The organism is Streptomyces sp. NPDC006335 (assembly GCF_040612795.1).
Lineage (GTDB): Bacteria > Actinomycetota > Actinomycetes > Streptomycetales > Streptomycetaceae > Streptomyces.
This window is the reverse complement of record NZ_JBEXQX010000005.1, coordinates 42,586-67,507: the sequence shown is the minus strand read 5'-3', so window position 1 is coordinate 67,507 and position 24,922 is coordinate 42,586. Positions and strand designations below refer to the sequence as shown.

Genomic DNA, 24,922 nt, shown 5'->3' with positions numbered 1-24,922 from the left:
CCGCCGGGCCCACGGCTGTGAGACTCGAAGGATGGAGACGTACGGGGGACGCCGGAGCCAGGCGGAGCGGGACGCCATCACCGTCGAGACCGGATACGCGCTGTGCAGTGCGCTGTTCGCGGCGGCGGTGCTGTTCGGGGCGGTGGCGGGACCGGCGCTGCTGTTCGAACTGCCGGGCACGGTGGAGAAGTTGCTGCTGCGGGCCGGGCTGGCGATCGCGCTGATGGTCTTCGTCGCCCGGGTGGTCAGCGTGCTGGTGCGCTTCCGGCGGGAGCGCCCTCAGCCCAGCCAGCCGGGCCGCACCAACCCCGACTCGTAGGCCAGCACCACCAGTTGGGCCCGGTCTCGGGCGCCCAGCTTGACCATGGTGCGGCTGACGTGGGTCTTGGCGGTGAGCGGGCTGACGACCAGGCGGCGGGCGATCTCCTCGTTGGACAGGCCGATGCCGACCAGGGCCATCACCTCCCGTTCCCGTTCGGTGAGCCCGGCGAGGGCCCCTTCGGCCGCGGGCTCCTTGGAGCGGGCCGCGAACTCGGCGATGAGACGGCGGGTCACCCCCGGTGACAGAAGCGCGTCCCCGTCGACCACGGCCCGCACGGCACGCAGGAGTTCCTCCGGTTCGGTGTCCTTGACCAGGAAGCCGGAGGCGCCGGAGCGGATCGCCTCGAAGACGTACTCGTCGAGCTCGAAGGTGGTGAGCATGATCACCTTCACGTCCCGCAGAGCGGCGTCCTCGGTGACGCGCCGGGTCGCGGCCAGACCGTCGAGCAGCGGCATCCTGATGTCCATCAGGACGACGTCCGGCCGCAGTTCACGCACCTTGCGCAGCGCCTCCTCACCGTCCGGGGCCTCTCCCGCCACCTCGATGTCCGGCTGCGCGTCGAGCAGGGCCCGGAAACCGGCCCGCACGAGCGACTGGTCGTCGGCTAGCAGTACACGGATCACCGGTCGTCCTCCTCGGCCTTCACCTTGAGCGGCAGTACGGCGAGCACCCGGAACCCTCCCTCGGGACGCGGACCCGCCTCGATCGTGCCACCGAGCGCGGCGGCCCGCTCCCGCATTCCGGCCAGCCCGTTGCCGCTGCCGCCCGCGTCGGCTCCGGTCGCGGGTCCGTCGTCGTCGATACGGAGCCGTAGCGCGTCCGCGTCGTGATCGAGCCGCACGCGCGCGTGCCGCGAGCCCGAGTGCCGCACGACGTTGGTGAGCGCCTCCTGGACGATCCGGAAGGCGGCGAGGTCCGCGCCGGGAGCCAGTCCGGGCGCCGATCCCTCCACCTCGACCGTGAGGCCCGCGCCGGCGGCCTGGGACACCAGCTCGGGCAGGCGGTCGAGGCCCGGCGCGGGGGCGCGCGGCGCGTCACCGGGTGTGCGCAGCGTGTCGAGCACCTGGCGCACCTCGCCGAGCGCCTCCTTGCTGGCGGCCTTGATGGTGGTGAGCGCGGTGCGGGCCTGTTCGGGGTCGGTGTCGAGGAGGGCGAGGCCGACGCCTGCCTGGACGTTGATGACGGAGATGCTGTGCGCGAGGACGTCGTGCAGTTCACGGGCGATCCGCAGCCGTTCCTCGTCGGCGCGGCGCCGCGCGGCCCTGGCACGCTCGGCCCGCTCCCGGGCCCACTGCTCGCGGCGGGTCCGGGCCAGCTCCGAGACCGCGACGATGGCGACGACCCAGGCGGCGACCACGCCCTCCTGTCCCCAGGGGGCGGCCGAGTCCCCGCTCGGCGGCAGCCACTGGTAGAGCCAGTGGGCCACCAGGACGTGTCCGGCCCACAGCATCCCGAGCGCGGTCCAGGCGGCCCTGCGGTGTCCGGCCACGACGGCGCTGAAGCAGGCGAGGGCGACGGTGAGGAACACGGGCCCGTACGGATACCCGGCCCCGAGATACAGCATCGCGGCGGCCGCCGTACCGAAGGCGACGAGCACCGGCTGCCGGTGCCGCCACAGCAGCAGCCCGCAGCCGATCACCAGCAGCGCCCGCGCGAACGGATCGAGCGCGGCCCGCTCGCCGGCCTGCTGGTGTGCCGCGTAGTTCGACCCGCCGAGCACGAAGAACGTGAGCAGCAGGGTGGACGGCCACGGCCACCGGGCAGCCTGCCCGTCACCACCGGCGCTCCGCCGCCACGACGGCCCGTGCCGCCACCACCGCGGCGAACCTCCCGCGCGCATGCCCCGCTCACCGTCCATGACAGTCACGCTAGACGCCCCCGTCCGACCAGGACGTCCCCCGAGCGTGGTGATCACGCGTACTCCCCGCGAAGTACGTGGGTCACCGCTGTCGCAGCCCCACGCTCCGTCCCAGTTGCCGCACCGCGTGCCGGAAGAACGGCTCCCGCTCCTCCACGACCCGGTTGAACTGCCCGAAGAGCTCGAAGCCGACCAGGCCGAAGAGCTGGGCCCAGGCCGCCACCAGAGGCGCGCCCACCTCGGACGGCAGGTCGGGAGCGAGGTCGGCGACGATGCGGGAGGACTCCGCCCGGAGGTCTTCGGGGACCGGAGGCAGCTCCGCGAGGCCCGGGCCCTGGTGGGCGTCACGGACGACGCCGATCAGGAGGAGACCGACACGAGCGGCGGGCGGGACGGTGGTCTGCGGTGCCGTGTAGCCGGGCACGGGAGAGCCGTAGATCAGCGCGTACTCGTGCGGATGCTCCAGCGCCCAACGGCGTACCGCCTCGCACACCGCGACCCAGCGCTCCAGCGGGTCTGCGCCGACGACCGCTTCGTGCGCCCGTTCCGCGCTCTCCCCGAGCGAGTCGTACGCGTCGATGATCAGGGCGGTGAGCAGGTCGTCGCGGCTCGGGAAGTAGCGGTACAGCGCCGAGGAGACCATCCCCAGCTCACGCGCCACGGCCCGCAGCGAGAGCTTCGCCGCGCCCTCCGCCGCGAGCTGCCGGCGCGCCTCGTCCTTGATGGCGGCGGTGACCTCGATCCGGGCGCGGGCCCGGGCTCCTTGTGCGGTGCTCATGCGACCAGTCTCGCACAAGAAGAGAGCAGCGCACACAAACGAGAGCACTGCTCTTGCTTTCGGTCGCCGATCCATGCAGACTGACGACAGACGAAAACGAGAGCACCGCTCTCTCAACCGATGGGGGACCCCATGTCGACGCCGTACTACCTCAAGGGCAGCCCGCTCAACGTCCGCCTCAACAGCGTCATCGGCTGGCTCGCCCGCCACGGCTTCAGCCTCGCGGGTACGGCGGAGATGTCGGTGCGCGGTCGCAAGAGCGGGCAGATGCAGCGCATCCCGGTCAACCCGCACACGTACGAGGGCGGGCAGTACCTGGTCTCGGCGCGTGGCCACTCCCAGTGGGTGCGCAACATGCGTGCCGCGGGCGGCGGGGAGCTGCGGGTCGGCCGCAAGGTGCGCCAGTTCACCGCGGTGGAGCTTCCCGACGCGGAGAAGCTCCCGATCCTGCGGACCTACCTGGAGAAGTGGGGCTGGGAGGTCAACCAGTACTTCCAGGGCGTGACCGCCAAGTCCTCCGACGAGGAGATCATCGCGGCCGCCCCGGACCACCCGGTCTTCCGGATCACGGTCAAGAAGTGACCCGCGGGGAGGGCACAGGTCAGGACGTGGCCTCGCCCTCCGCGGCGCGCTCGGCCGGACGCGGGTCCAGCGCGGCCAGCGCCCGCTGGGCCATCGGTCGGCCGCGGACGAGCTCGCCCAGTGAGGTCGCGCCCTGGGTGATGTCCTTGAACGCGTTCCACGCGGGCCGGAAACCCGTCAGCGCGGCGTGGAACAGGCCGGGACGGCGCTCGAACGCGGTCAGCATCCGCTTGCCGACGCTCATCTCGACACCGAGGCCCGCCTTGACGGCGAACGCGTAGTTGAGGGCCTGGCGCCGGGTGTCCACCGCGTCGTGGGCCTCCGCGATCCTGACCGCCCACTCCCCCGCGAGCCGCCCGGAGCGCAGGGCGAAGGAGATGCCCTCGCGGGTCCACGGTTCCAGGAGCCCCGCCGCGTCACCGCACACCAGCACCCGCCCGCGCGAGAGCGGCGAGTCGTCGGCACGGCAGCGGGTCAGATGACCGGAAGAGATACTCGGTTCGAACCCGGCGAGGCCGAGCCGCCCGATGAAGTCCTCCAGGTACCGCTTGGTGGCCGCGCCTTCACCACGCGCCGAGATCACCCCGACCGTCAGGGTGTCGCCCTTGGGGAAGACCCAGCCGTAACTGCCGGGCATCGGGCCCCAGTCGATGAGCACCCGCCCCTTCCAGTCCTCGGCGACGGTCTCGGGCACCGGGATCTCCGCCTCCAGGCCGAGGTCCACCTGGTCGAGCTTGACCCCGACGTGGGCGCCTATCCGGCTGGCGCTGCCGTCGGCCCCGACGACCGCCCGCGCGAGCAGTGTCTCGCCGCCCTGGAGGACCACGGCGACCGTACGCCGGTCGGGCACGGAGGAGCCGTGCTGCTCGACGCGCTGCACGGTGACGCCCGTGCGCAGCTCGGCGCCCGCCTTCTGGGCGTGCTCGACGAGCTGCTGGTCGAACTCGGGCCGGTTGATCAGCCCGAACAGCATCTGCTTGGAGCGCCGGGTCCGCGTGAAGCGGCCGTTGTTCGAGAAGGTGACCGCGTGCACCCGGTCCCGGAAGGGCAGCTCGAAGCCGGGCGGCAACGCGTCCCGCGAGGGTCCGATGATCCCGCCGCCGCAGGTCTTGTACCGCGGCAGCTCGGCCTTCTCCAGCAACAGCACGCGCCGTCCCGCGACCGCCGCCGCGTAGGCGGCCGAGGCGCCCGCGGGACCCGCGCCCACCACGACGACGTCCCACACCCGCTGCGCGTCGTGCACGCCGTCCGCCGAAGAGTCGTCCGCCGAAGGGCCGTCCGCCGAAGAGTTCTCGCTGCTCACGATGGTCTGCTGCTCCCGATCAAGCCGTTGCCGCACCTGTCTCCCGCATCCTACGGCGGGCCTGCCCACAGACCACTGTGGGAGGATCTACGGCACTCACAGGTACAACGTCGCACCCACAAGGAGCGTGCCCATGTCGTCGAATCCGGTCGCCGAGACCGTCGCCTCGCTGATGCCGAGGGCGCGGGCGGAGCTCACCGAACTGGTGGCGTTCAAGTCGGTGGCGGACTTCGACCAGTTCCCGAAGAGCGAGAGCGAGGCCGCCGCCCGCTGGGTCTCGGACGCGCTGACCGCCGAGGGATTCCAGGACGTGGCCCTGCTCGACACCCCGGACGGCACCCAGTCCGTGTACGGCTACCTGCCCGGCCCGGAAGGCGCGAAGACCGTCCTGCTGTACGCCCACTACGACGTGCAGCCGCCGCTGGACGAGGCCGGCTGGACGACCCCGCCCTTCGAGCTCACCGAGCGCGACGGCCGCTGGTACGGGCGCGGAGCCGCCGACTGCAAGGGCGGTGTGATCATGCACCTGCTCGCGCTGCGCGCCCTGAAGGCGAACGGCGGGGTGCCGGTCCACGTCAAGTTCATCGCCGAGGGCTCGGAGGAACAGGGCACCGGCGGCCTGGAGCGGTACGCCGAGGCGCATCCCGCACTCCTGGAGGCGGACACCATCGTCATCGGCGACGCGGGCAACTTCCGCGTCGGGCTGCCGACGGTCACCGCCACCCTGCGCGGCATGACCATGATGCGCGTCGAGGTCGACACCCTCGCGGGCAACCTGCACTCGGGCCAGTTCGGCGGCGCAGCCCCCGACGCGCTGGCGGCACTGATCCGGGTCCTGGACTCGCTGCGCGGGAAGGACGGCTCGACGACGATCGACGGGCTCACGCCGGACGCGTCCTGGGACGGCCTCCAGTACGAGGAGGAACAGTTCCGGGCGGACGCGAAGGTCCTGGACGGCGTCGAGCTGATCGGCGACGGCACGGTCGCCGACCGCATCTGGGCCCGCCCGGCCGTCACCGTCCTCGGCATCGACTGCCCGCCGGTCGTCGGCGCCACCCCGTCGGTGCAGGCGAGCGCCCGCGCGCTGGTCAGCCTGCGGGTGCCGCCGGGCATCGACGCGGCCGAGGCGACCAAGCTGCTCCAGGCGCACCTGGAGACGCACACGCCGTGGGGCGCGCGCGTGCGCACCGAGCAGATCGGCCAGGGCCAGCCGTTCCGCGCGGACACCACCAGCCCGGCGTACGCGGCGATGGCCGACGCGATGGCGGTGGCCTACCCGGGCCAGGAGATGCAGTACGCCGGACAGGGCGGCTCGATCCCCCTCTGCAACACCCTCGCGTCGCTCTACCCGCACGCCGAGATCCTCCTCATCGGCCTGAGCGAGCCGGAGGCGCAGATCCACGCGGTGAACGAGAGCGTGTCCCCGCAAGAGCTGGAGCGTCTGTCGGTTGCCGAGGCACTGTTCCTGCGCAACTACGCGGCGAGCTGATCCGACCGCGCTGCTGCTCTGCTGTCGGCAGAAGGCCCTCGTCCATGGACGGGGGCCTTTCTACGGTCGTCCCATGGACGTCATCGAACTCCTCCCCCGTCTCCACCTCCTGCGCTTCCCGGTCGGTCAGGCGTATCTCTGGCGCGACGGCGACGGGTCGACCCTGATCGACGCCGGTCCGGCGGGTTCTGCCGCGCCGATCGCCGCCCGCGTCGAAGGGCGCCTGCGACGGATCGTGCTCACCCACTTCCACGAGGACCACGTGGGCGGGGCGGCCGAGCTGGCGGCCCTGACCGGCGCCGAGGTGCTGGCGCACCGGTTGGACGCCCCCGCCGTACGCGGCGAAGTCCCGGGCCCGTCCCCGGTGTTCGAGGACTGGGAGCGCCCTCTGCACGCGGAAGCCCTGCGACAACTGCCGCGGGGCGGGTTCGAGCGACCGTCGAAGGTCACGGAGCTGTCCGCGGGCGATCCGCTCGACGTCGGCGGCGGCGCGCGGGTCCTTCACGTCCCCGGCCACACACCCGGCAGCATCGCACTCCATCTCCCCACCCACGGGGTGCTGTTCACCGGGGACGCGGTGGCCACGTCGCCGGTGGACGGCCAGGTGATACCCGGGGTGTTCAACGTCGACCGAGCCCGAACCCTGCGCTCCTTCGCGGAGTTGGCGGCCGTCGGTGCCCGCATCACGTGCTGCGGCCACGGGGGACCGATCATGGGGTCATGGTCTCCCCCGCGCGACTCAGCGACCACGCCGACACCGCCACCGCACTCGCCCTCCTGAGCGACCGCGACCTCGCCGAGCTCGTGAGGTCCGGCACGCCCGCCGGTGACGGAATCGGCGGACGGACGACGTCGGTGGAGGTGGACGGCGTGCGGGTGTTCGTGAAGCGGGTTCCGCTCACCGACACCGAACTCCACCCCGACCACGTCCGCTCCACCGCGAACCTCTTCGACCTGCCGCCCCACTTCCACTACGGCATCGGCGCCATCGGCAGCCCCGGTTTCGGCGCCTGGCGCGAACTGGCCGTGCACGAGATGACGACGAACTGGGTGCGCGCCGGCCGCTTCCCGGGTTTCCCGCTGCTGCACCACTGGCGTGTCCTGCCCGAGGCGCGACAGTCGCTTCCCGCGGAGCTCGCCGACGCGGAACGCGCTGTGGCCTACTGGGGCGGCGGCCGTGCCCGCATCGAGGCCCTGCGCACCGCGTCCGCGAGCCTGGCGCTGTTTCTGGAGCACCAGCCGTACACCGTCCACGACTGGCTCCACGAGCGGCTCCGCTCGGACGACGCCGACTCGGCCTGCGCCCTTGTGGAACACGGTCTCGAAACGGTCACCGACTTCCTCCGGGAGCAGCGACTCGTCCACTTCGACGCCCACTTCAGGAACATCCTCACCGACGGACGACAGCTGTACCTGACCGACTACGGGCTCGCCCTGTCCAGCCGGTTCCGACTCGCCCCGCCGGAACGCGACTTCCACGCCCGCCACCGCCACTACGACCGCGCCTACGCCCTCTCCTACCTCGTCCACTGGCTGGTCGTCGACCAGTACGGCCTCGCCCGGGACGACCGCGAGGACTTCATCCGGGACTGCGCCGACGGCAGGCGCCCCGAGGGAATCCCCGAGGCCGCCGCCGCGCTCATCTCACGTCATGCCCGACTGGCGGTCCACGTCGGTGACTTCAACCGCCGTCTGGAACAGGAGAGCAGGCTCACCCCCTACCCTCACGCCGAGGTGGACGCGCTGTCCCCCGAAGCGGCCGTCAGCGCCGGATCGAGCACGATGTCCTCGTCCCGGGCCTCGACGCTCGGCTCCTCCGGGAAGTGACAGGCGGTCAGGTGGCCGTCGGCGTTGCCCGACAGACGCACCAGCGGCGGTTCCTCGCTCGCGCACTTGTCCTGTGCCTTCCAGCAGCGGGTGCGGAAGCGGCAACCGGAGGGGGGATCGACCGGTGAGGGCACGTCCCCGGCGAGCCGGATGCGCTCCCGGCGCCGGGTGCCGTCCGGGTCGGCCTCGGGAACGGCGGACAGCAGCGCGTGGGTGTAGGGGTGCCGCGGACGCGTGTACAGGGTCTCCCGGTCCGCGACCTCGACGACCTTGCCGAGGTACATCACCGCGACCCGCTCGCAGAAGTGCCGTACGACGGCCAGGTCGTGGGCGATGAAGACGAACGCGATGCCGAACTCCCGCTGGAGGTCCTGGAGCAGGTTGACGATCTGCGCCTGGATGGAGACGTCCAGGGCCGACACCGGTTCGTCGGCCACGATCAGCTTCGGACGCAGGGCGAGCGCGCGGGCGATCCCGATGCGCTGGCGCTGGCCCCCGGAGAACTCGTTCGGGTAGCGGTTGTAGTGCTCGGGGCTGAGACCGACCGTCTCCAGGAGTTCCTGCGCCCGCTTCTTGTGGCCCTGCGGCGGGTTGATCCCGTTGAGCCGCATCGGCGTCTCGACGATCGTGCCGACCGTGTGCCGGGGATTTAGTGAGGAGTACGGATCCTGGAAGATCATCTGGAGGTTCCGGCGGGCCTCTTTCATCCGGTTCTCCGGGGTGTGGGTGATGTCCTCGCCGTCGAAGACCACCTTCCCGGCCGTGGGTTCCAGCAGCCGGGTCACGAGCCGGCCGGTCGTCGACTTGCCGCAGCCGGACTCGCCGACCAGGCCGAGCGACTGCCCGGCGCCGACCGTGAAGTCGATGCCGTCGACGGCGTGCACGGCCCCGATCTGCCGCTGGAAGACGATCCCGTGCCGGATCGGGAAGTGCTTGGTGAGGCCGCTGACTTCGAGCAGGTGCTCCCCGGCGGCGGGCTGTGTGGTGCTCACGGCATGCTCCTGTCCGTCCGCCGCCCTCACTGTGCGGCCCCGGCGGCCGTACGGTCGCGGATCTCTGTTCTGGTCTCCGGGGTGAGGTGGCAGGCGGCGAGATGCCGGCCGGTGCCGGAGACGGGCGCCAGCTCCGGCCGGTCCACCGCGCAACGCCCCCCGGGCACCCAGCCCTTGTAGGTGCAGCGGGGATGGAAGGCGCAGCCGCCGGGAGGGTTGATGAGGCTCGGCGGGGACCCGGCGATCGGGTTCAGGCGCCGCCCGACGTCACCGGTGATCTGCGGCATCGACTCCAACAGACCCCAGGTGTAGGGGTGCTGGGGCTCCTTGAGCACGTCGTGCACGGTGCCGTACTCGATGCGGCGGCCGCCGTACATCACCAGGATGTCGTCGGCGATGTCGGCCACCACACCCAGGTCGTGGGTGATGAGGATGACCGCGGAGCCGAACTCCTCCTGGAGATCGCGGATCAGGTCGAGGATCTGCGCCTGGACTGTGACGTCCAGGGCGGTCGTCGGCTCGTCGGCGATGAGCAGTTCGGGGTCGCAGACCAGCGCCATGGCGATCATCGCGCGCTGCCGCATACCGCCGGAGAACTGGTGCGGGTAGTCCCGCACCCGCCGCTCGGGCTGCGGGATGCCGACCCGTTTCAGCATCTCCACGGCACGGTCCCGGGCCTCCTTCCTGGAGACCTTGTGGTGGACCCGGTAGGCCTCGGCGATCTGGGCGCCGACGGTGAAGTACGGGTGGAGGGCGGACAACGGGTCCTGGAAGATCATGGAGACCGTCCGGCCGCGCAGGGCACGCATGTCGTGCTCGGGAAGGGAGACCAACTCCCTGCCGTCCAGCCGGATCTCGCCCGAGACCTCGGCACGCGTGCCCTTGTGCAGCCCCAGCAGGGCCAGTGAGGTCACCGACTTCCCCGAGCCGGACTCGCCGACGATGCCGAGGGTGCTGCCCTTCTCCAGGGTGAAGGAGACGCCGTCGACGGACTTGACGATCCCGTCCTCGGTCGGGAAGTGCACGCGCAGGTCCCGTACGTCGAGGAAGGGGGCGGACGCGGGATCGGCGGCCGCCGGTTGCGGTGAGGTCAGGAGGGACACGGGATTTCCTTGCTGCGGTGAGGGGCTCAGGCGAGGCGGACGCGGGGGTCGACGAGGCCGTAGACCACGTCGACGACCACGTTGGCGAGCACGACGAAGGTGGCCGCGAAGAGCGTGGTGCCGAGGATGACCGGCAGGTCGGAGTTCTGCACCGAGTCGACCGCGAGTTTGCCGATGCCGTTGATGCCGAACACCGACTCGGTGATGACGGCGGAGCCGCCGATCAGCGAGCCGACGTCCATGCCGAAGATGGTGATGATCGGGGTGATCGCGGCCCGCAGACCGTGCTTGAGGACGACCTTGCCGGTGGACAGGCCCTTGGCGCGGGCGGTGCGCATGTAGTCCTCGGCGAAGACCTCCAGCATGGAGGAGCGGGTGAGCCGGGTGTACAGGGCGAGGTAGACGATGACGAGGGTGGCCCACGGCAGGATCAGGCCCTGGAACCAGGCGGACGGGTTCTGGGTGATGGGTGTGTAGCCGGAGGCGGGCAGGATCTGCCACTTGTCGACGAACAGGTAGAGCAGCAGCAGGCCTACGAAGTAGATCTGCACGGAGACTCCGAGCAGGGCGAGTCCTACGGCCGCCTTGTCGGCCGCCCTGCCCCGGCGGACCGCGGCGAGGGTGCCGAGGCCGACGCCCAGGATCAGGAAGAACACCGCGGCTCCCAGACCGAGCGACAGGTCCGCGGGGAAGTCGTCCAGCAGGGTGGAGAGGACCGGGCTGTCGGTCTGGAAGGAGATGCCGAGGCAGGGTGCGCCGCAGTGCACGCGGACGCTCTGGTCGCCGAAGTCCCGGCCGACGAAGAGCCCCTTGAAGAACTCCCAGAACTGGGTGAGGAAGCTCTGGTCGAGCCCGAGCGAATGCTTGATCTCGGCCAGCCGGGAGGGCGAGCAGGTCTTGCCGCAGGCCAGGAGCGCGGGGTCGGACGGCAGCGCGAAGAAGATCACGAAGGTGATCACGGTGATCACCAGCAGGATCGCGGCCGCTGCCAGCAGGCGCCGGATGAGGTAACGAAGCATGTCGTGCTGGGCCCTGACGTGAGAGGGGGTGTGCCCGCCGGCCGGGGCCGCCGGCGGGCATGGGAGGGAAGCGTCAGCTCTGGACGGTCAGCTCTTGACGTAGGCGTGGACCAGGCTGGGCTCGGCGAGGATGGGGTCCGAGATGACCCCGCCGACCTTGGAGCCCGCCAGTTCGCTGAAGTTCATGTACATCAGCGGGACCACGGCGGCGTCCTTCATGATCTGCTCGTCCAGGGCGCCGTAGGCGGTGTCGGCCTGCTTGATGTCGGTCATCTTGGCGATCTTGTCGATCTGGGAGTTGACCGCGGGGTCGTCGAGGTACGACAGGTCCTGGTTGGACTGCGGAAGCTTCGCGATCTGGCGTCCGTCGAAGAGCACGGGCAGCACGGTGGAGGCGTTCGGCCAGTCCGCGATCCAGTCGCCCCAGGTCAGGTCGTACTGGTTCTTCACGTTGTCGATGTTGCTGAAGTAGTTCGCCGCGTCGATCGGGGTGATGTTCACCGTGATGCCGATCTTGCCGAGCGAGGTCTTCACCGCGTCGCCGAAGTGCTCCAGGGTGGGTGTGTTCTCCACCGCCAGCGACATGGTGAGCTTGGGGTTGCCGGCCTGCTTCATCAGCGCCTTGGCCTTGGTGATGTCTCCGGCGGGGTTGGTGCTGTAGAGGTCGAACTTCTTGTAGCCGCCGATGCCGGGGCTGAGCATCGTGCTCGCGTAGTCGCCGTACGCCTTGCCGCCGAACGCGCCGCGGACGGTGGTCTTGTCGATCGCGTACTCGATGGCCTGGCGGACCTTGAGGTCCTTGACCCGGGTGGTGTTGATCGCGAGGTAGTTGATGCCCGGGGCCGGGATGTTGTAGAGGCGCGACTTCAGGGACGGGTCACCGGAGATGGTCGTCAGGTCGGAGCCCGCGATCGGCCACTGCATGATCGAGGTCTGGGCGCTGCCGGCGTCGGACTTGATCTGCTGGTCGATCGCCGACTGGTCCTGACCGAGCTGCACGTCGATCTCGTTGACGTTCTGCTGCCGGATCGGGTCCGTCGACTGCTTCCAGGCGGTGTTCCTGACGAGGACGAGTTCCTTGTTCTTGGTGTACGACTTGATCATGTACGGGCCGTCGGACCAGACGTGCGTGTCGTACGTGGAGCCCGTGTCGTGGGCCTTGGGCACCGCCGACCAACCGGGCATGGCGGTCGCCTGGTTGAAGTCGGTGACGGGCTGGTCGAGATGGAACACGATGGTGGACGCGTCCGGCGTCTGGATGGAGGCGAGCTCCTTGCCCGAGTAGGGCCCCTTGTAGGAGGAGCCGCCGACCAGCCACTGACTGGCGTACGGCGGGCCGCCGTTGATGTCGGGCGAGAAGAACCGCTCGACCCCGTACTTGACGTCCTGCGCGGTGACCGCCTTGCCGTCCTGCCAGGTGACGCCCTTGCGCAGATGGAAGGTCCACACCGTGTCGTTCTTGCTGGGCGTTCCGGTGTCGGTGGCGAGGTCGCCGACGAGCTTGGGCTGGGAGCCGGTCTCGTCCCAGCCGGTCAGGGTGCGCACGAGCTCCTGGTCCATGCTCGAACCCTCGGTCGTGTAGACGCGCTGGGGGTCGAGGTGGTCGAAGTCGGCGTGGTCCAGGACAGTCAGCGTGCCGCCCTTGGTCGGGGAGCCGCTCCCGGTGGTGCTGGAGGAGCCCCCGCATGCGGTGGCCCCCAGTGCGATCGCCACGGCGGTGGCCGCGAGCGCGATCGAGCGCCTTCTGCGCGTCATGAGGTAACACTCCGTTCTTGTACGGCTCGGCCGCTGCCCAAGTGGGGCCGTGCGCGCCGGTGTTGAGGGGACCGCGTCAGCCGCGGGCCGCGCGGGGATCCAGGGCGTCCCGGACGCCGTCGCCGAGGAGGTTCAGCGCCAGGACGAGCATCAGCAGCAGGACTCCGGGGACGAACAGGTACATGGGGTCCTGGAGGAAGAACTGCGAGGCGTCCGACAGGAGCGCCCCCCAGTCCGGGTTGGGCGGGATGACGCCCACGCCGAGGTAGGACAGGGCCGCCTCGGTGGTGATGTTCTGCGGGACGGCCAGCGCGAAGGAGATCAGGACCGGCGCCCACAGGTTGGGCAGCAGCTGCCGGAAGAGGATGTGCCACTTCCCGGCGCTCATGATCCGCGCGGCGTCGACGAACTCCCGCTCGCGCAGCGACAGGACCTGCCCGCGCACCAGGCGTGCGGTATAGGCCCAGGCGAACACCGCGATGTTCAGGACCAGGACCAGCAGCCGGAGGTTCTCGTCGGTGCCGCCGTGGCTGTTGGTCTGCATCGCGTTCTGGATGACGGGGGTCAGCGCGATGATGAACAGCAGCTGCGGGAAGGCCAGCATCACGTCCATGATCCGCGACAGCACGGAGTCGACCCAGCCGCCGGAGTAGCCCGCCGCGAGGCCGGCCACGACACCGACGACGGTGGACAGCACGGCCGAGGCGAAGCCGACGAACAGCGAGGTGCGCAGGCCGTAGACGATCCTGGCGAACAGGTCGTAGCCGGTGCCCGGTTCGACCCCGAGGAGGTGGGTGAGGGTGATGCCGCCCAGCGCCCCGCGCGGGAAGTTCCCGGTGTCGGGGTCGATCGCCTTGCCGTCGGGGGTGATCGGCCCCCAGCCGGTGATCGCCGTCAGGACCGGAGCCAGCAGCGCGATCAGGATGAAGAGCACCGTGATCACGAACGCGGCCATGGTGACCTTGTCCCGTCGGATGCGCCGCCAGGCCATCCGGGCGGGCGAGCGCCCGGTGATGGCCGTGCCGTCGCTCCGCGGTTCCGGCGTCGGTTCACCGGCTTGCGTGGTGCCGGTGTCGGCGGGCATCGGCTGCTGTTGCGTCGTCATCGTGCGGACGTCCCGGGTAGGTGCTGGGGCTGGCGCGGGGTTGTGGCCGTCGCCGGCGGACGGGGTCTCGTCATGGGGCTGTTCCCTGGGGGAAAGACGTCGGTCGCCGGCCGTTGTCGGCGCCGTGAGACTGAGCGGACTGTGGCAACACGCCGAGAGGCCGGTCAAGGCGGAAAATGACCGAAAAGGGGATTGTTTGCGCTCGTTGCCAAGAGTTGGCGAGGGCGAGAAGTTTCGTTAGCTCTGACATGGAGGTATCGCGACGATTCCCTTGGCGGGTTCTCGCACTCCACTTGCCTGACTCGAACGTGTCTCGAACACAGCGAAGCCCCGTCGACGGTCGCGCCGACGGGGCCCCATCCGGGTCTCAGCCGGTCGGAACCCCGGCTTCCAGGTACAGCGCCGCCCCGCGCTCCCGGGCCCGCAGCGCCCACCGCAACCGCTCGTAGCGGACCGGGGGCAGCAGCTCGGCGGCCTCCTCCTCGCTCGCGAAACACCAGCCGCGCAGTTCCGGACCCGGGAGCAGAACGGCCCCCGCCCGGGTGGAGTCGAGCCGCCCGCCGTCGAAGAGGAGGCGCAGTCCGCCGTATCCGGGAGGCGCGGGCGGTTCCCAGTCGACGACGAGGAGACGCGGTACGTCGTCCAGTCGGATGCCGGTCTCCTCGGTGACCTCGCGCATCCCGGCCCGCGCGGGCGCCTCGCCGGGCTCGACGACACCGCCGGGGAACTCCCAGCCGGCCTTGTAGGTGGGATCGACGAGCAGCACCCGGTCCTGCTCGTCGAAGAGGAGGACCCCGGCGGCCACCGTCTCGGCGGTGGGCTCCGGGGTCTGCACGATGTCGCACGCGGGCACGGTCCCGGCGCCGAGGTCCTCGGCGATGCGGACGGCCGTCTCGTACGGGGTGAGCGCACTGGTGTCGACCAGATGGGCGTCGGCGGTGAGCCAGGAGGCGAGGGCGGACCGGTAGGGCTCGATGCGGTCGTACGCCCAGTGCCCCTGTCCCATCTCGCCGAGCGGCAGGGTCGGCGGGGTCTCCCGCCCGGCTATTCGTTCACGCAGGATCGTTTCCGCCGGAGTGAGGAGAATGTGCCGGACGCTGATCCGGCGGGCGGCGAGGCCGCCGAAGATCTCGTCGCGGTACTCCTGGCGCAGCAAGGTCATGGGGACCACGAGGGTCCCGCCGAGCTCGGCGAGCATCGCCGCCGCCGTGTCGATCACCAGGCGCCGCCAGATCGGCAGGTCCTGGAAGTCGCCGACCTCGGCGAGGTGCTTGGGCGGCAGCAGACGCACGACCGCCGCGCCGATGTCCTCGGGGTCGAAGAGCGTGCTGTTCGGGATCAGTTCGATCAGTTCCCGTGCGGTGGTGGTCTTCCCCGCACCGAACGCGCCGTTGATCCAGACGATCACGGACTCCCCCTCTTCTGTTTGGCCCCCTGAGGCTTGCCCGTTCCACCCTGCCACGGAAACCAGCCGCAGATGAGGGCACACGGACACGGCACCGGGGCCCCTCGTCGGAGGAGCCCCGGTGCCGTCGGCGCCGTGCGGATGCCCGGCGCCCTTGCCCCGCACGTCGGCGGGGCGGGTCCGCTGTTCGTGGAACCGGTCGGCCCGTTCGCCCGAGCCGCGAGGTCTCGTCAGCCACCCTGCCCGAGGGCGGTCCCGTCCAGGCCGTCCAGGCTCTCGTCCGTGACGGTGTGATCGAGGGAGCTGAGGGTCTTGTCGACGTCGAGGTGGTCGAGTTCCTCGCCCAGGGCGTGCGAGGGAGTGACCGCCGCGACGACGAAGCCGGTGGCGAGGGAGGCGATGGCGAGCATGCTGCGCTTCTTCATGGCCTGATCAACGGCACCGGACGCAATGGGTCACGCTGCCGTGTGCCCGGCCGCTCCCTTCCACCACAGTCCGACACGTCCTAACGTGAACGACCACAAGATGACGCGTACATGCCGTCATGACGCCTTCCGCTGGTTCGGAGGAACGTAACGATGCGTCACCTTCACACCCGCACGACCCGCCGAAGGATGGTCACCGCACTCACGGTGCTGCTGTTCGCGGTGCGCTGGGCCGCTCCCGCGGTCGCGGACGAGGAGGGCGCGGACTCGCCCGCCCTGGCCGGCGGTCTCGCCCTCACCCCGCCCATGGGCTTCAACAACTGGAACTCCACCCACTGCCGGGCCGAGTTCGACGAGCCGATGGTCAAGGGGATCGCGGACATCTTCGTCGACAAGGGCCTCAAGGACGCCGGGTACCAGTACGTCAACCTCGACGACTGCTGGGCCCTGCCGGACCGGAACGCCGACGGCAAGCTCGTCCCGGACCCGGCCCGCTTCCCGAACGGCATCGAGGCCGTCGCCGACTACGTGCACTCCAAGGGCCTCAAGCTCGGCATCTACACCAGCGCGGGCACCAAGACGTGCAGCAACGTCGGCTTCCCGGGCGCGCTGGGCCACGAGTACAGCGACGCCCAGCAGTTCGCCGACTGGGGCGTGGACTACCTCAAGTACGACAACTGCAACAACCAGGGCGTGGACGCCGAGCTGCGCTACACGACCATGCGCGACGCCCTGAAGGCGACCGGCAGACCGATCGTCTACAGCATCTGCGAATGGGGCCAGAACAAGCCCTGGGAGTGGGCCTCGGGCGTCGGTCACCTGTGGCGGACCACCGGTGACATCAGCGACACCTGGGGCTCGATGCTGTCGATCCTCAAGCAGAACCTGCCGCTGGCGCCCTACGCGGGCCCCGGCCACTGGAACGACCCCGACATGCTGGAAGTCGGCAACGGCGGCATGACAGCCACCGAGTACCGCTCGCACTTCTCGATGTGGTCGGTCATGGCGGCACCCCTGCTCATCGGCAGCGACCTGCGCTCGGCCTCCGCGGAGACCTTCGAGATCCTCGGCAACAAGGAGGTCATCGCCGTCGACCAGGACCCGCTGGGCAAGCAGGGCGCCGTGGTCTCGTCCGAGGGCGGGCGCTGGGTCGTCGCCAAGGAGATGAAGGACGGCAGCCGTACGGTCGCCCTGTTCAACGAGTCGAGCCGCCCGCAGCGCGTCACCACCACCGCCGCGGCCGTCGGCCTGCCCGGCGCCGACGCGTACACCCTGCGCGACCTGTGGCAGCACAGGAGCTACAACACCGCGGGCACGATCTCGGCGACCGTCCCCGCGCACGGCACGGTTCTCGTACGGGTCACCGCCGACCGCAGGTGGCAGCAGTACCCGCCCGCCGCCGAACTCGGCCTGGACGGCAGCCCGTTGGTCCGGGCGGGCATACCCGCCGCGCTGACGACCACCGTCACCGACCTGGGACGCACCCCGGCCAGGCAGGTCTCCGTCCGGTTGTCCGGCCCCGAGGGCTGGGCCGTGAAGGCGACCTCGCCGACCTCCGCCGCTGCCCTGCCCACGGGCCGTTCCCTGCGCACGAGTTGGTCGGTCACCGCACCTCAGGGGACACCGACGGGGTCGTACGACCTGACGCTCAAGGCGAGTTACCGCTCACCGACCGGTGTCCGGGTCGACAGCACGCTGCCCTCGGCGCGACCGTGGTGGTCCCGCCGCCCACGGGCACCTCCGGCCTCGGTGATCTGCCGTGGCTGTCGACCGCCAACGGTTACGGTCCCGTCGAACGCGACACCAGCAACGGGGAGGCCGCCGCCGGCGACGGTCATCCGATCACCGTCGGCGCGGTCGTGTACGCCAAGGGGCTCGGGGTGCACGCGGAGAGCTCCGTCGAGTACTACACGGGCGGGGCCTGCGAGACGGTCTCCGCGCAGGTCGGCGTCGACGACGAGAAGGGCGCGGACGGCACGGTCGCCTTCGAGGTGTGGGCGGACGGCACCAAGGCGGCGGCCACCGGCGTGCTGACCAACGCCATGCCGGCCCAGCCGCTCACCGCCGACGTCACCGGCGCCCAGGTGGTCCGGCTGGTCGTCACCGACGGGGGCGACGGCATCGACTCGGACCACGCAGACTGGGCCGACGCGCGGTTGAGCTGCTGAGCGCCGCCGTACATGCGTGGCGGCCGGGCCCGTCTTCGGACCCGGCCGCCGCGTGAACGTTTCTCTCGCGCTGTCGGCCCAGGTGTCGTCAGACCACCGCGGCCGTGTCGGTCCGCTTCGCCAGCGCCGCCGCGGCCGCCCCGACCAGGCCGGCGTCCGTGCCCATCTGCGCGGGCACAATCGTCAGGCGCTGGACGAAGGACAAGGTGGCGTAGTCGGCCAGCGCCTTGCGCAGCGGTTCGAACAGGACGTCACCCGCCTTGCCGACCCCGCCGCCGACGACCGCGATGTCGATCTCCACGAGGGTCGCGGTGGCCGCGATACCGGCGGCCAGCGCCTGGGCCGCCCGGGCGAAGGAGGCCACGGCGACCGGGTCGCCGCCCCGGGCCGCGGCGGCCACCGCGGCGGCGGACGTGTCGCCGTCGGGACCGGGCCGCCAGCCGTTCTCCAGAGCGCGCCGGGCGATGTTCGGACCGCTGGCTATGCGCTCCACACAGCCGCGCGCGCCGCACGGGCAGGGGTCGCCGTCGAGGTCGACGCTGATGTGCCCGATGTGACCGGCGTTGCCGGTGGGCCCGGCGTGCAGCTCGCCGTTCAGCACCAGGCCGCCGCCGACGCCGGTCGACACGACCATGCACAGCGCGTTGTCGTGGCCGCGCGCGGCCCCCTGCCAGTGCTCCGCCGCCGTGATGGCCACACCGTCGCCGATCAGCTCCACGGGGAGCCCGCCGGCCGCCTCCTGGACTCTGCGGACCAGCGGGAAGTCGCGCCAGCCCGGCACGTTCACCGGGCTCACGGTGCCGGTGGAGGCGTCCACCGGGCCCGCGCTGCCGATGCCGAGTGCGGTGGCGCGTCCCCACAGCGGCGAGTCCGTGAGCTCGCCGAGGGTCTCCTCGACGGCACGCATCACGCTCTCGCCGTCCTCCTGCGCGGGTGTGGCGCGCTGCGCCCGGAGCAGGATCCGGCCGTGGCCGTCCACCAGCGCTCCGGCGATCTTGGTGCCGCCGATGTCGAGCGCAGCCACGAGGTCGGTGTGCATCAGTGTCAGTTCTCCCCGGTCAACCTTGAGGAATGGACAGGCCGGTCTCGCGGTGGGGGCGCTGGCCGACAGATTGCGCTGGACAGTCTCTCCCGCATCTGACAACGTTGTCCAGGCTCTATGCTCGACGCCACATCCTCATACAAAATCATGCACCGTCGCATCCCCGTCGACGACAGGACAGGACGCCGTATCGTGCCCGACACCCACAGCCGAGCAGACCGCCTCTCCACGACCCGGTACGGCAACCGCCCGACCATGAAGGACGTGGCCGCGCGAGCCGGCGTCGGACTCAAGACGGTCTCCCGGGTGGTCAACGGCGAACCGGGCGTCACACCCGAGACGGAACACCGGGTCCGGGAGGCCATCGAGGCCCTCGGCTTCCGCCGCAACGACAGCGCGCGCGTGCTGCGCAAGGGCCGTACCGCCAGCATCGGCCTGGTCCTGGAGGACCTCGCCGACCCGTTCTACGGCCCGCTCAGCCGTGCCGTGGAGGAGGTGGCCCGGGCCAACGGTGCCCTGCTCATCAACGGCTCCAGCGCCGAGGACCCGGAGCGCGAGCAGGAACTGGTCCTCGCGCTGTGCGCACGGCGGGTGGACGGCCTGGTGGTCATTCCGGCCGGCGACGACCACCGTTATCTGGAGCCGGAGCTGAAGGCGGGCGTCGCCACGGTGTTCGTGGACCGTCCGGCGGGCCGGATCGACGCCGACGTGGTCCTCTCCGACAACTTCGGCGGTGCCCGCGACGCCGTGGCCCACCTCATCGCCCACGGCCACCGGAGGATCGGCTTCATCGGCGACATGCCCCGCATCCACACGGCCGCCGAGCGACTGCGCGGGTATCGGGCCGCCATGGAGGACGCCGGCATCGAGGTGGCGGGCGCCTGGACGTCGCTGGGCGTCACCGACCCGCAGCGAGTGCGCCGGGCGGCCGAGGAGATGCTCTCCGGGCCCTCCCCCGTCACCGCGATCTTCACCGGCAACAACCGGGTGACGGTCACCGTGATCCGGGTCCTCGCCGAACACTCCCGCCGGGTCGCCCTCGTCGGCTTCGACGACATCGAACTCGCCGATCTGCTCCAGCCGGGTGTCACGGTCGTCGCCCAGGACGCGGCGACGCTGGGGCGTACGGCGGCGGAGCGGCTGTTCCGCCAGCTGGACGGCACGCTGCTGACGCCGGAGCGGATCGAACTGCCGACCCGGCTCATCACCCGGGGCTCGGGCGAGCTGCCGCCGGCGGACTGAGCAGCCGTGGACGACGTCACCCTGGAATTCACCCTGGAGGCACTCGGCCTGGCCGAGGCTCCTCGCGACCATCCGCTGCTCTACCCCGGCGCCTGGCCGACGGTCTCCGCTCTTCTCGACGGTGACCGGCTGGTGCCCCTCGACGGACCGCTGCCCCTCGACCGGTGGTGGGACGAGGGCCGCGCGCCCGTCCTCGCGGTCGGCTCCAACGCCAGTCCGGGGCAACTGCGGCACAAGATGGCCGAGTTCGCGATCACCTCGCCGATCCCGATGGTCAAGGCGCGGGCGAGAGGCGTCGACGTGGGCGTGTCCGCGCACGTGAGCCGCATGGGGTACGTGTCCGCGTCGCCCTTCGAAGCGCCGGACTCGGTACGGGAGTTGTTCGTCATCTGGCTGGACGCCGAGCAGCTCGCGGTCATCGACGCGAGCGAGGGGGTGCCGCTGCCGCACGGCAACTACGGACGGGCCTGGCTGCCCGCGCCCGAGGTGCGGGTCGAGCTGCCCGGCGGTGTCACGCTGCCGGGCGTCCACGCGTACGTCAACCGCCACGGCGTCCTGCACGACGGCACCGGCGCCCCGCGCACCCACCCCGGTCAGCGGGAGCTGCTGACCGAACTCCTGGTGGGATCGGCCCGGTTGCGGGCGCTGTTCGGCGTCACCCCGGAGGAGTTCGTGGCCCGGGCGCGCGCCGACCGGCACCTGTGTGCGGCGGGCACCCGGCTGTTCGCCGACGAGAAGCGGGTCGCGGAGTCCGGCCTGGAGCGGTACATGACGGTTCAGCAGACGGGGAGTCCCGGCACCGGCTCGTCGTTGTTCCCGCCCTTGATGTAGACGTCGCTGACGTAGACGCCGGTGTTGCCGCTGTCGTCGTCCGTCCTCGCCCACCAGACGTTGGTCCACTCGCCGGAGGTCTCGCGGCGCCCCAGGTTCGACTGGCAGAAGAAATAGTTGGTGCCCGCGTAGAGGACACCAGCCTCGGCGCCGGAGGCGGTGTAGGACTTGGCGGTCTTCCAGACGGTGCAGTTGTACTTGCCGCCGCCGATGGCGGTGCAGGCCGGGGCCGGGGCCGGAGTGCCGGCGTCGCCGTCCCCTGAGGTACCCCCGCTCCCGGAGCCGCTCCCGCCCTCGTCCCCGCTGTCGCCGCCGTCGCCGCCGTCGCCGCCGTCGCCGCTCGAGCCTCCGCCGGACTTCCCCGTCGCGGACGCGGAGGCACGGCCCGTGGGCTTGGCACCGCCCTCCTTGCCCGGCGTCGCCTTCGCGCCCGGGGTCTTCTTCCCGGCCTCCCCGTCCGTCAGCGCGGCGTTGCCGGAAGGGTCGGCGTCGGTGCCGGTGGAGGTGGCGGCGGAGGCCGCTGAACTCGTGCCGGCCGCGCTCGGGCGGGCGTCGGCCTCGGCCTTGCCCGCGTTGTTCATCAGCGCGACGACCGTGCCGGCCACCGCGAGAACGACCGTGACGGCCGCGGCGGCGAGCAGGGCACGCTTGTTGCGACGGGACGTACGGGCGGGCTCCATGGGGGCCGTGTCTCGGGACATCCCGAAGCTGTGCGCCGAAGGTCCCGGAGGGGCGATGGACGCCCCTGGGCCGTGTGCCGGACCGCCGCGCTGAGAAGGGCCACCGAAGCCCTGCTCCGGCGAACCGGCCCGTCCAGCGGCATCGTCCTGGGGAGCGGACCCCACCCACCACTGTGCCGGGGCCTCGGCCTGCCCCGAAGCGCCCGCGGCGGGCTGCCCCTGACCGTGCTGCCCGAAGCCACCGCTGCCCTGGACACCCAGTGTGCCGTGCCCGGGAGTCCCGGGCCCCGGAGCCGCCGCGTGCGCGGTCGGCTGCGCGGCCCCCGGTCCGGGTGCGGCCACGGTGCCCGCCGTCTCGTGCCGCCCGGTCCCCGGGGCCGGCTCGGCCGCCTCGGTCGCCTGTGATCCGGGTCCCGGCGCCGCCCCCGGTCTCGTCGGATCCGCCGCCCCGGAACCGGCCGATGCCGTCGCCGCCGCCGGGGCGTCGGGAGCTGTCTCGCCCTGCCCCGCTGGTCCCGCCGTACCCCGCAGGGTCGTCGTGGCACTGTCCGCCCCGGGCTCGGGCCCGTCCGCCACGGCCTGTAGCAGCGCGCGTGCCTCCTCGGCGCCCGGGCGGGCTTCGGGCCGCTTGTCCAGCAGGCGCTGGAGGACGGGCCCGAGGGGGCCGGCCCGGTGGGATTCGGGGAGCGGTTCGCCGACGATCGCGGTGAGCGTGGAGAACGTCGACGTACGGCGGAACGGCGAGGCCCCCTCGAGGGCCGCGTACAGCGTGGCGCCGAGGGCCCATACGTCGGAGGCCGGTCCCGGGTCGGCGCCCTGGGCGCGCTCGGGGGCCATGTAGTCCAGGGAACCGACGAGATGGCCGGTGCGGGTCAGGTTCGTGGCCGAGCCGTCGCCCGGGTCGTCCATGGTGGCGATGCCGAAGTCGGTGAGCAGAACGCGGCCGGAGCGGTCGAGCAGGATGTTGCCGGGCTTGACGTCCCGGTGCAGTACGCCGGCCGCGTGGGCGGCGGCCAGCGCGTCCATGACCTTGGCGCCGATGCCGGCCGCCTCACGCGGGCCGAGGGTCCCCTGCTTGCGCAGCACCTGGTCCAGGGAGGGGCCCTCGACCAGCTCCATGACGATCAGCGGGCGCCCGTCGACCTCGGCCACGTCGTGCACCGCGACGACGCCGGGATGGCGGACCCGGGCCGCTGCCCGGGCCTCGCGCTGCATCCGCAGCCGCAAATCGGCCAGTTCGGGCCCGTCGGCGTCGGTGTAGGTGCGCAGTTCCTTGACCGCGACCTCGCGGCCGAGGACCTCGTCGACGGCCCGCCAGACCACGCCCATGCCGCCGCGCCCGAGCTGGGCCACGACACGATAACGCCCGGCCAGGAGCCGACCCGCCTCGTCCTGGCCCTTTCCTTTGGTCTCCCCCGAAGACACCGCTGCCCCGTTCCTGTGACACGTCAATGCGTGCGGTACAGACTACGGGGCAGGAGTGACAACTCCAGTCGGCGGTTGCGACTGTGACAGGGCCGCTACGTCTTCCGGTGACCTAATCGCGAAGCGAGACGGTCAGATCACCGCGCCGGGGCCCCGCGTACCCCTCCAGATCGGCCCGGGTCAGGCCGGTCAGCCGCGCCACCTCGCCGATGTCGAGGGCGCCGCAGTCGAGACCGCGCAGCAGATAGCCGCTGAGCGCCTTGGCGGTGGCGGGCTCGTCCATGACGTCGCCGCCGGTCCGGTTGGCGTAGCGGGCGAGCCGGCCGGCCGCCTGCTCGAAGCCCTCGCGGTAGAACGCGAACACGGCCGCGTACCGGGTGGGGATGTGGCCGGGGTGCATGTCCCAGCCCTGGTAGTAGGCGCGGGCCAGGGCTCGGCGGGTGAGGCCGTAGTGCAGCCGCCAGGCGTCGTGGACCTTCGACGTCGGGCCGACCGGCAGGACGTTGGTGGAGCCGTCCGAGACGCGTACGCCGGTGCCGGCCGCCGCGACCTGCATGATCGCCTTGGCGTGGTCGGCGGCCGGGTGGTCGCTGGCCTGGTAGGCGGCGGAGACACCGAGGCAGGCGCTGTAGTCGAAGGTGCCGTAGTGCAGTCCCGTGGCTCGGCCCTCGGCGGCCTGGATCATGCGGGCGACCGTGGCGGTGCCGTCGGTGGCCAGGATGGACTGGCTGGTCTCGATCTGGATCTCGAAGCCGATCCGGCCGGAGTCCAGTCCGTGCGCCTTCTCGAAGGCCTCCAGGAGCCGGACGAACGCGGTGACCTGCTCGGCGTACGTCACCTTCGGCAGGGTCAGCACCAGCCCCTCGGGCAGGCCGCCGACCGCCATCAGACCGGTGAGGAAGACGTCGAGGGTCCGGATGCCCCGGTCCCGGACGGCCGCCTCCATGCACTTCATGCGGATGCCCATGTACGGCGCCGCCGTGCGGTTCTTGTACGCCTCGGCGATCAGCCGGGCCGCGCGGGCCGCCGTCTCGTCCTCCTCGGCGTCCGGGCGCGGACCGTAGCCGTCCTCGAAGTCGACGCGCAGGTCCTCGATCGGCTCGTGCGCCAGCTTGGCCCGCACGCGCGCGTAGACGGGTTCGGCGAGTTCGTCGGACAGGCCGAGGACGGCGGCGAAGGACGCGGCGTCCGGGGCGTGCTCGTCGAGGGCGGTGAGGGCCTTCTCGCCCCAGGAGCGGACGGTGTCGGCGGCGAACACGTCACCGGGGACGTAGACGGTGTGCACGGGCTGGCGGCTGCCGGGGTCTCCGGGGTAGCGGCGCTCCAGTGCGGCGTCGACCGGCGCGAGGGAGGCGCTGATCTCCTCGCTGACGGCTCCCGCGAGGCTCGTCGCCACCTGCTCCTGCTGGCCCTGACCCATCCCACACCCTCCAGTTTTCCGCTCTACGGAATCAACAATCCGTAGAGCGAAGTTATCCGCGAAGCTTCCCGACGGTCAACACCCCGTCCACAGCATGAGCAGCCGCGTTCACGCAAGGTGCCGAGATCCGCTACGCCGTCTACCGCACTCC

Annotated in this window: 21 protein-coding genes and 1 pseudogene; 8 read left to right on the top strand and 14 right to left on the bottom strand. The window is 71.4% G+C overall.

The window, feature by feature from the left end; translation table 11 throughout:
* The first annotated feature begins 31 nt into the window (after positions 1 to 31).
* Positions 32 to 319: a DUF6332 family protein gene (locus ABZ098_RS16555; protein WP_356591567.1), complete on the top strand. Its 288-nt coding sequence runs from the start codon at positions 32 to 34 to the stop codon at positions 317 to 319.
* Here the strand turns inward: ABZ098_RS16555 and ABZ098_RS16550 are convergent.
* The 3 genes from ABZ098_RS16550 to ABZ098_RS16540 all read right to left on the bottom strand — a co-directional run bounded on the left by ABZ098_RS16550 (position 280) and on the right by ABZ098_RS16540 (position 2,958).
* Positions 280 to 945, bottom strand: a complete 666-nt coding sequence (locus ABZ098_RS16550) for a response regulator transcription factor (RefSeq protein ID WP_356591565.1) — start codon at positions 943 to 945, stop codon at positions 280 to 282. The two genes, ABZ098_RS16555 and ABZ098_RS16550, sit on opposite strands and share 40 nt — an antisense overlap.
* A complete protein-coding gene (locus tag ABZ098_RS16545) occupies positions 942 to 2,180 on the bottom strand; it encodes a sensor histidine kinase (protein WP_356591563.1) in 1,239 nt (412 codons plus the stop codon). Before ABZ098_RS16545 ends, ABZ098_RS16550 begins: the two co-directional genes overlap by 4 nt.
* 82 nt (positions 2,181 to 2,262) lie before the next feature.
* Positions 2,263 to 2,958: a TetR/AcrR family transcriptional regulator gene (locus ABZ098_RS16540; RefSeq protein WP_356591561.1), complete on the bottom strand. Its 696-nt coding sequence runs from the start codon at positions 2,956 to 2,958 to the stop codon at positions 2,263 to 2,265.
* A 132-nt stretch (positions 2,959 to 3,090) separates the two neighbouring features.
* Here ABZ098_RS16540 and ABZ098_RS16535 point away from each other — a divergent pair, with 132 nt between their 5' ends.
* Positions 3,091 to 3,540 (top strand): nitroreductase family deazaflavin-dependent oxidoreductase, encoded by a 450-nt coding sequence (locus tag ABZ098_RS16535; protein WP_356591559.1) that lies wholly within the window; start codon positions 3,091 to 3,093, stop codon positions 3,538 to 3,540.
* Between the two features lie 19 nt (positions 3,541 to 3,559).
* Here the strand turns inward: ABZ098_RS16535 and ABZ098_RS16530 are convergent, their stop codons facing one another.
* The gene (locus tag ABZ098_RS16530; protein WP_356592321.1) at positions 3,560 to 4,783 is read right to left on the bottom strand and encodes a geranylgeranyl reductase family protein; all 1,224 of its coding nucleotides are present in this window, start codon (positions 4,781 to 4,783) and stop codon (positions 3,560 to 3,562) included.
* A gap of 193 nt (positions 4,784 to 4,976) precedes the next feature.
* Between ABZ098_RS16530 and ABZ098_RS16525 the strand changes: the two genes are divergently transcribed.
* The 3 genes from ABZ098_RS16525 (at position 4,977) to ABZ098_RS16515 (ending at position 8,159) form a co-directional block, all read left to right on the top strand.
* A complete protein-coding gene (locus tag ABZ098_RS16525) occupies positions 4,977 to 6,332 on the top strand; it encodes a dipeptidase (RefSeq protein ID WP_356591557.1) in 1,356 nt (451 codons plus the stop codon).
* A 73-nt stretch (positions 6,333 to 6,405) separates the two neighbouring features.
* Positions 6,406 to 7,113 (top strand): MBL fold metallo-hydrolase, encoded by a 708-nt coding sequence (locus tag ABZ098_RS16520; protein WP_356591555.1) that lies wholly within the window; start codon positions 6,406 to 6,408, stop codon positions 7,111 to 7,113.
* A complete protein-coding gene (locus ABZ098_RS16515) occupies positions 7,053 to 8,159 on the top strand; it encodes a protein kinase family protein (RefSeq protein WP_356591553.1) in 1,107 nt (368 codons plus the stop codon). The genes ABZ098_RS16520 and ABZ098_RS16515 overlap by 61 nt, the downstream gene beginning before the upstream one ends.
* Here ABZ098_RS16515 and ABZ098_RS16510 read toward each other — a convergent pair.
* From ABZ098_RS16510 to ABZ098_RS16480, 7 genes are all read right to left on the bottom strand, one after another.
* Positions 8,057 to 9,181, bottom strand: a complete 1,125-nt coding sequence (locus ABZ098_RS16510) for a dipeptide ABC transporter ATP-binding protein (RefSeq protein WP_356591551.1) — start codon at positions 9,179 to 9,181, stop codon at positions 8,057 to 8,059. The two genes, ABZ098_RS16515 and ABZ098_RS16510, sit on opposite strands and share 103 nt — an antisense overlap.
* Positions 9,178 to 10,254 carry an ABC transporter ATP-binding protein gene (locus tag ABZ098_RS16505; protein ID WP_356591549.1) on the bottom strand — a complete coding sequence of 359 codons (1,077 nt, stop codon included), beginning with the start codon at positions 10,252 to 10,254 and terminating at the stop codon, positions 9,178 to 9,180. The genes ABZ098_RS16510 and ABZ098_RS16505 overlap by 4 nt, the downstream gene beginning before the upstream one ends.
* Before the next feature lie 26 nt (positions 10,255 to 10,280).
* Positions 10,281 to 11,273 (bottom strand): ABC transporter permease, encoded by a 993-nt coding sequence (locus ABZ098_RS16500; protein WP_356591547.1) that lies wholly within the window; start codon positions 11,271 to 11,273, stop codon positions 10,281 to 10,283.
* Positions 11,274 to 11,360: 87 nt separating this feature from the next.
* A complete protein-coding gene (locus ABZ098_RS16495; RefSeq protein WP_356591545.1) occupies positions 11,361 to 13,028 on the bottom strand; it encodes an ABC transporter substrate-binding protein in 1,668 nt (555 codons plus the stop codon).
* 76 nt (positions 13,029 to 13,104) lie between these two features.
* On the bottom strand, positions 13,105 to 14,133 hold the full coding sequence (locus ABZ098_RS16490; protein WP_356591543.1) for an ABC transporter permease: 1,029 nt from the start codon (positions 14,131 to 14,133) through the stop codon (positions 13,105 to 13,107).
* Between the two features lie 367 nt (positions 14,134 to 14,500).
* A complete protein-coding gene (locus tag ABZ098_RS16485) occupies positions 14,501 to 15,541 on the bottom strand; it encodes an NUDIX domain-containing protein (RefSeq protein ID WP_356591541.1) in 1,041 nt (346 codons plus the stop codon).
* A 227-nt stretch (positions 15,542 to 15,768) separates the two neighbouring features.
* Entirely contained in the window at positions 15,769 to 15,963 is a 195-nt protein-coding gene (locus tag ABZ098_RS16480) for a hypothetical protein (protein ID WP_356591539.1), read from the bottom strand.
* Positions 15,964 to 16,116: 153 nt separating this feature from the next.
* Between ABZ098_RS16480 and ABZ098_RS16475 the strand changes: the two are divergent.
* Positions 16,117 to 18,131, top strand: a pseudogene (locus tag ABZ098_RS16475) (NPCBM/NEW2 domain-containing protein).
* Positions 18,132 to 18,219: 88 nt separating this feature from the next.
* On the opposite strand, the gene ABZ098_RS16470 reads toward ABZ098_RS16475, so the two are convergent.
* The gene (locus tag ABZ098_RS16470) at positions 18,220 to 19,170 is read right to left on the bottom strand and encodes an ROK family protein (RefSeq protein WP_356591537.1); all 951 of its coding nucleotides are present in this window, start codon (positions 19,168 to 19,170) and stop codon (positions 18,220 to 18,222) included.
* Positions 19,171 to 19,365: 195 nt separating this feature from the next.
* Between ABZ098_RS16470 and ABZ098_RS16465 the strand changes: the two genes are divergently transcribed.
* Together ABZ098_RS16465 and ABZ098_RS16460 are read left to right on the top strand one after the other, a co-directional pair.
* Entirely contained in the window at positions 19,366 to 20,415 is a 1,050-nt protein-coding gene (locus ABZ098_RS16465) for a LacI family DNA-binding transcriptional regulator (RefSeq protein WP_356591535.1), read from the top strand.
* A 6-nt stretch (positions 20,416 to 20,421) separates the two neighbouring features.
* The gene (locus ABZ098_RS16460; protein WP_356591533.1) at positions 20,422 to 21,246 is read left to right on the top strand and encodes a hypothetical protein; all 825 of its coding nucleotides are present in this window, start codon (positions 20,422 to 20,424) and stop codon (positions 21,244 to 21,246) included.
* Here the strand turns inward: ABZ098_RS16460 and ABZ098_RS16455 are convergent.
* On the bottom strand, positions 21,192 to 23,351 hold the full coding sequence (locus tag ABZ098_RS16455) for a protein kinase (protein ID WP_356591531.1): 2,160 nt from the start codon (positions 23,349 to 23,351) through the stop codon (positions 21,192 to 21,194). The two genes, ABZ098_RS16460 and ABZ098_RS16455, sit on opposite strands and share 55 nt — an antisense overlap.
* A 112-nt stretch (positions 23,352 to 23,463) precedes the next feature.
* Positions 23,464 to 24,771, bottom strand: coding sequence for an aldolase/citrate lyase family protein (locus ABZ098_RS16450; protein WP_356591530.1), 1,308 nt, complete (start codon positions 24,769 to 24,771; stop codon positions 23,464 to 23,466).
* Positions 24,772 to 24,922: the final 151 nt, after the last annotated feature.

Excerpts from the sequence above, each read along its gene's own strand:
- ABZ098_RS16555 (WP_356591567.1), top strand. The coding sequence starts at position 32 with ATGGAGACGTACGGGGGACGCCGGAGCCAGGCGGAGCGGGACGCCATC.
- ABZ098_RS16545 (WP_356591563.1), bottom strand. The coding sequence starts at position 2,180 with ATGGACGGTGAGCGGGGCATGCGCGCGGGAGGTTCGCCGCGGTGGTGG.
- ABZ098_RS16540 (WP_356591561.1), bottom strand. The coding sequence starts at position 2,958 with ATGAGCACCGCACAAGGAGCCCGGGCCCGCGCCCGGATCGAGGTCACC.
- ABZ098_RS16535 (WP_356591559.1), top strand. The coding sequence starts at position 3,091 with ATGTCGACGCCGTACTACCTCAAGGGCAGCCCGCTCAACGTCCGCCTC.
- ABZ098_RS16525 (WP_356591557.1), top strand. The coding sequence starts at position 4,977 with ATGTCGTCGAATCCGGTCGCCGAGACCGTCGCCTCGCTGATGCCGAGG.
- ABZ098_RS16520 (WP_356591555.1), top strand. The coding sequence starts at position 6,406 with ATGGACGTCATCGAACTCCTCCCCCGTCTCCACCTCCTGCGCTTCCCG.
- ABZ098_RS16515 (WP_356591553.1), top strand. The coding sequence starts at position 7,053 with ATGGTCTCCCCCGCGCGACTCAGCGACCACGCCGACACCGCCACCGCA.
- ABZ098_RS16500 (WP_356591547.1), bottom strand. The coding sequence starts at position 11,273 with ATGCTTCGTTACCTCATCCGGCGCCTGCTGGCAGCGGCCGCGATCCTG.
- ABZ098_RS16495 (WP_356591545.1), bottom strand. The coding sequence starts at position 13,028 with ATGACGCGCAGAAGGCGCTCGATCGCGCTCGCGGCCACCGCCGTGGCG.
- ABZ098_RS16490 (WP_356591543.1), bottom strand. The coding sequence starts at position 14,133 with ATGACGACGCAACAGCAGCCGATGCCCGCCGACACCGGCACCACGCAA.
- ABZ098_RS16480 (WP_356591539.1), bottom strand. The coding sequence starts at position 15,963 with ATGAAGAAGCGCAGCATGCTCGCCATCGCCTCCCTCGCCACCGGCTTC.
- ABZ098_RS16470 (WP_356591537.1), bottom strand. The coding sequence starts at position 19,170 with ATGCACACCGACCTCGTGGCTGCGCTCGACATCGGCGGCACCAAGATC.
- ABZ098_RS16450 (WP_356591530.1), bottom strand. The coding sequence starts at position 24,771 with ATGGGTCAGGGCCAGCAGGAGCAGGTGGCGACGAGCCTCGCGGGAGCC.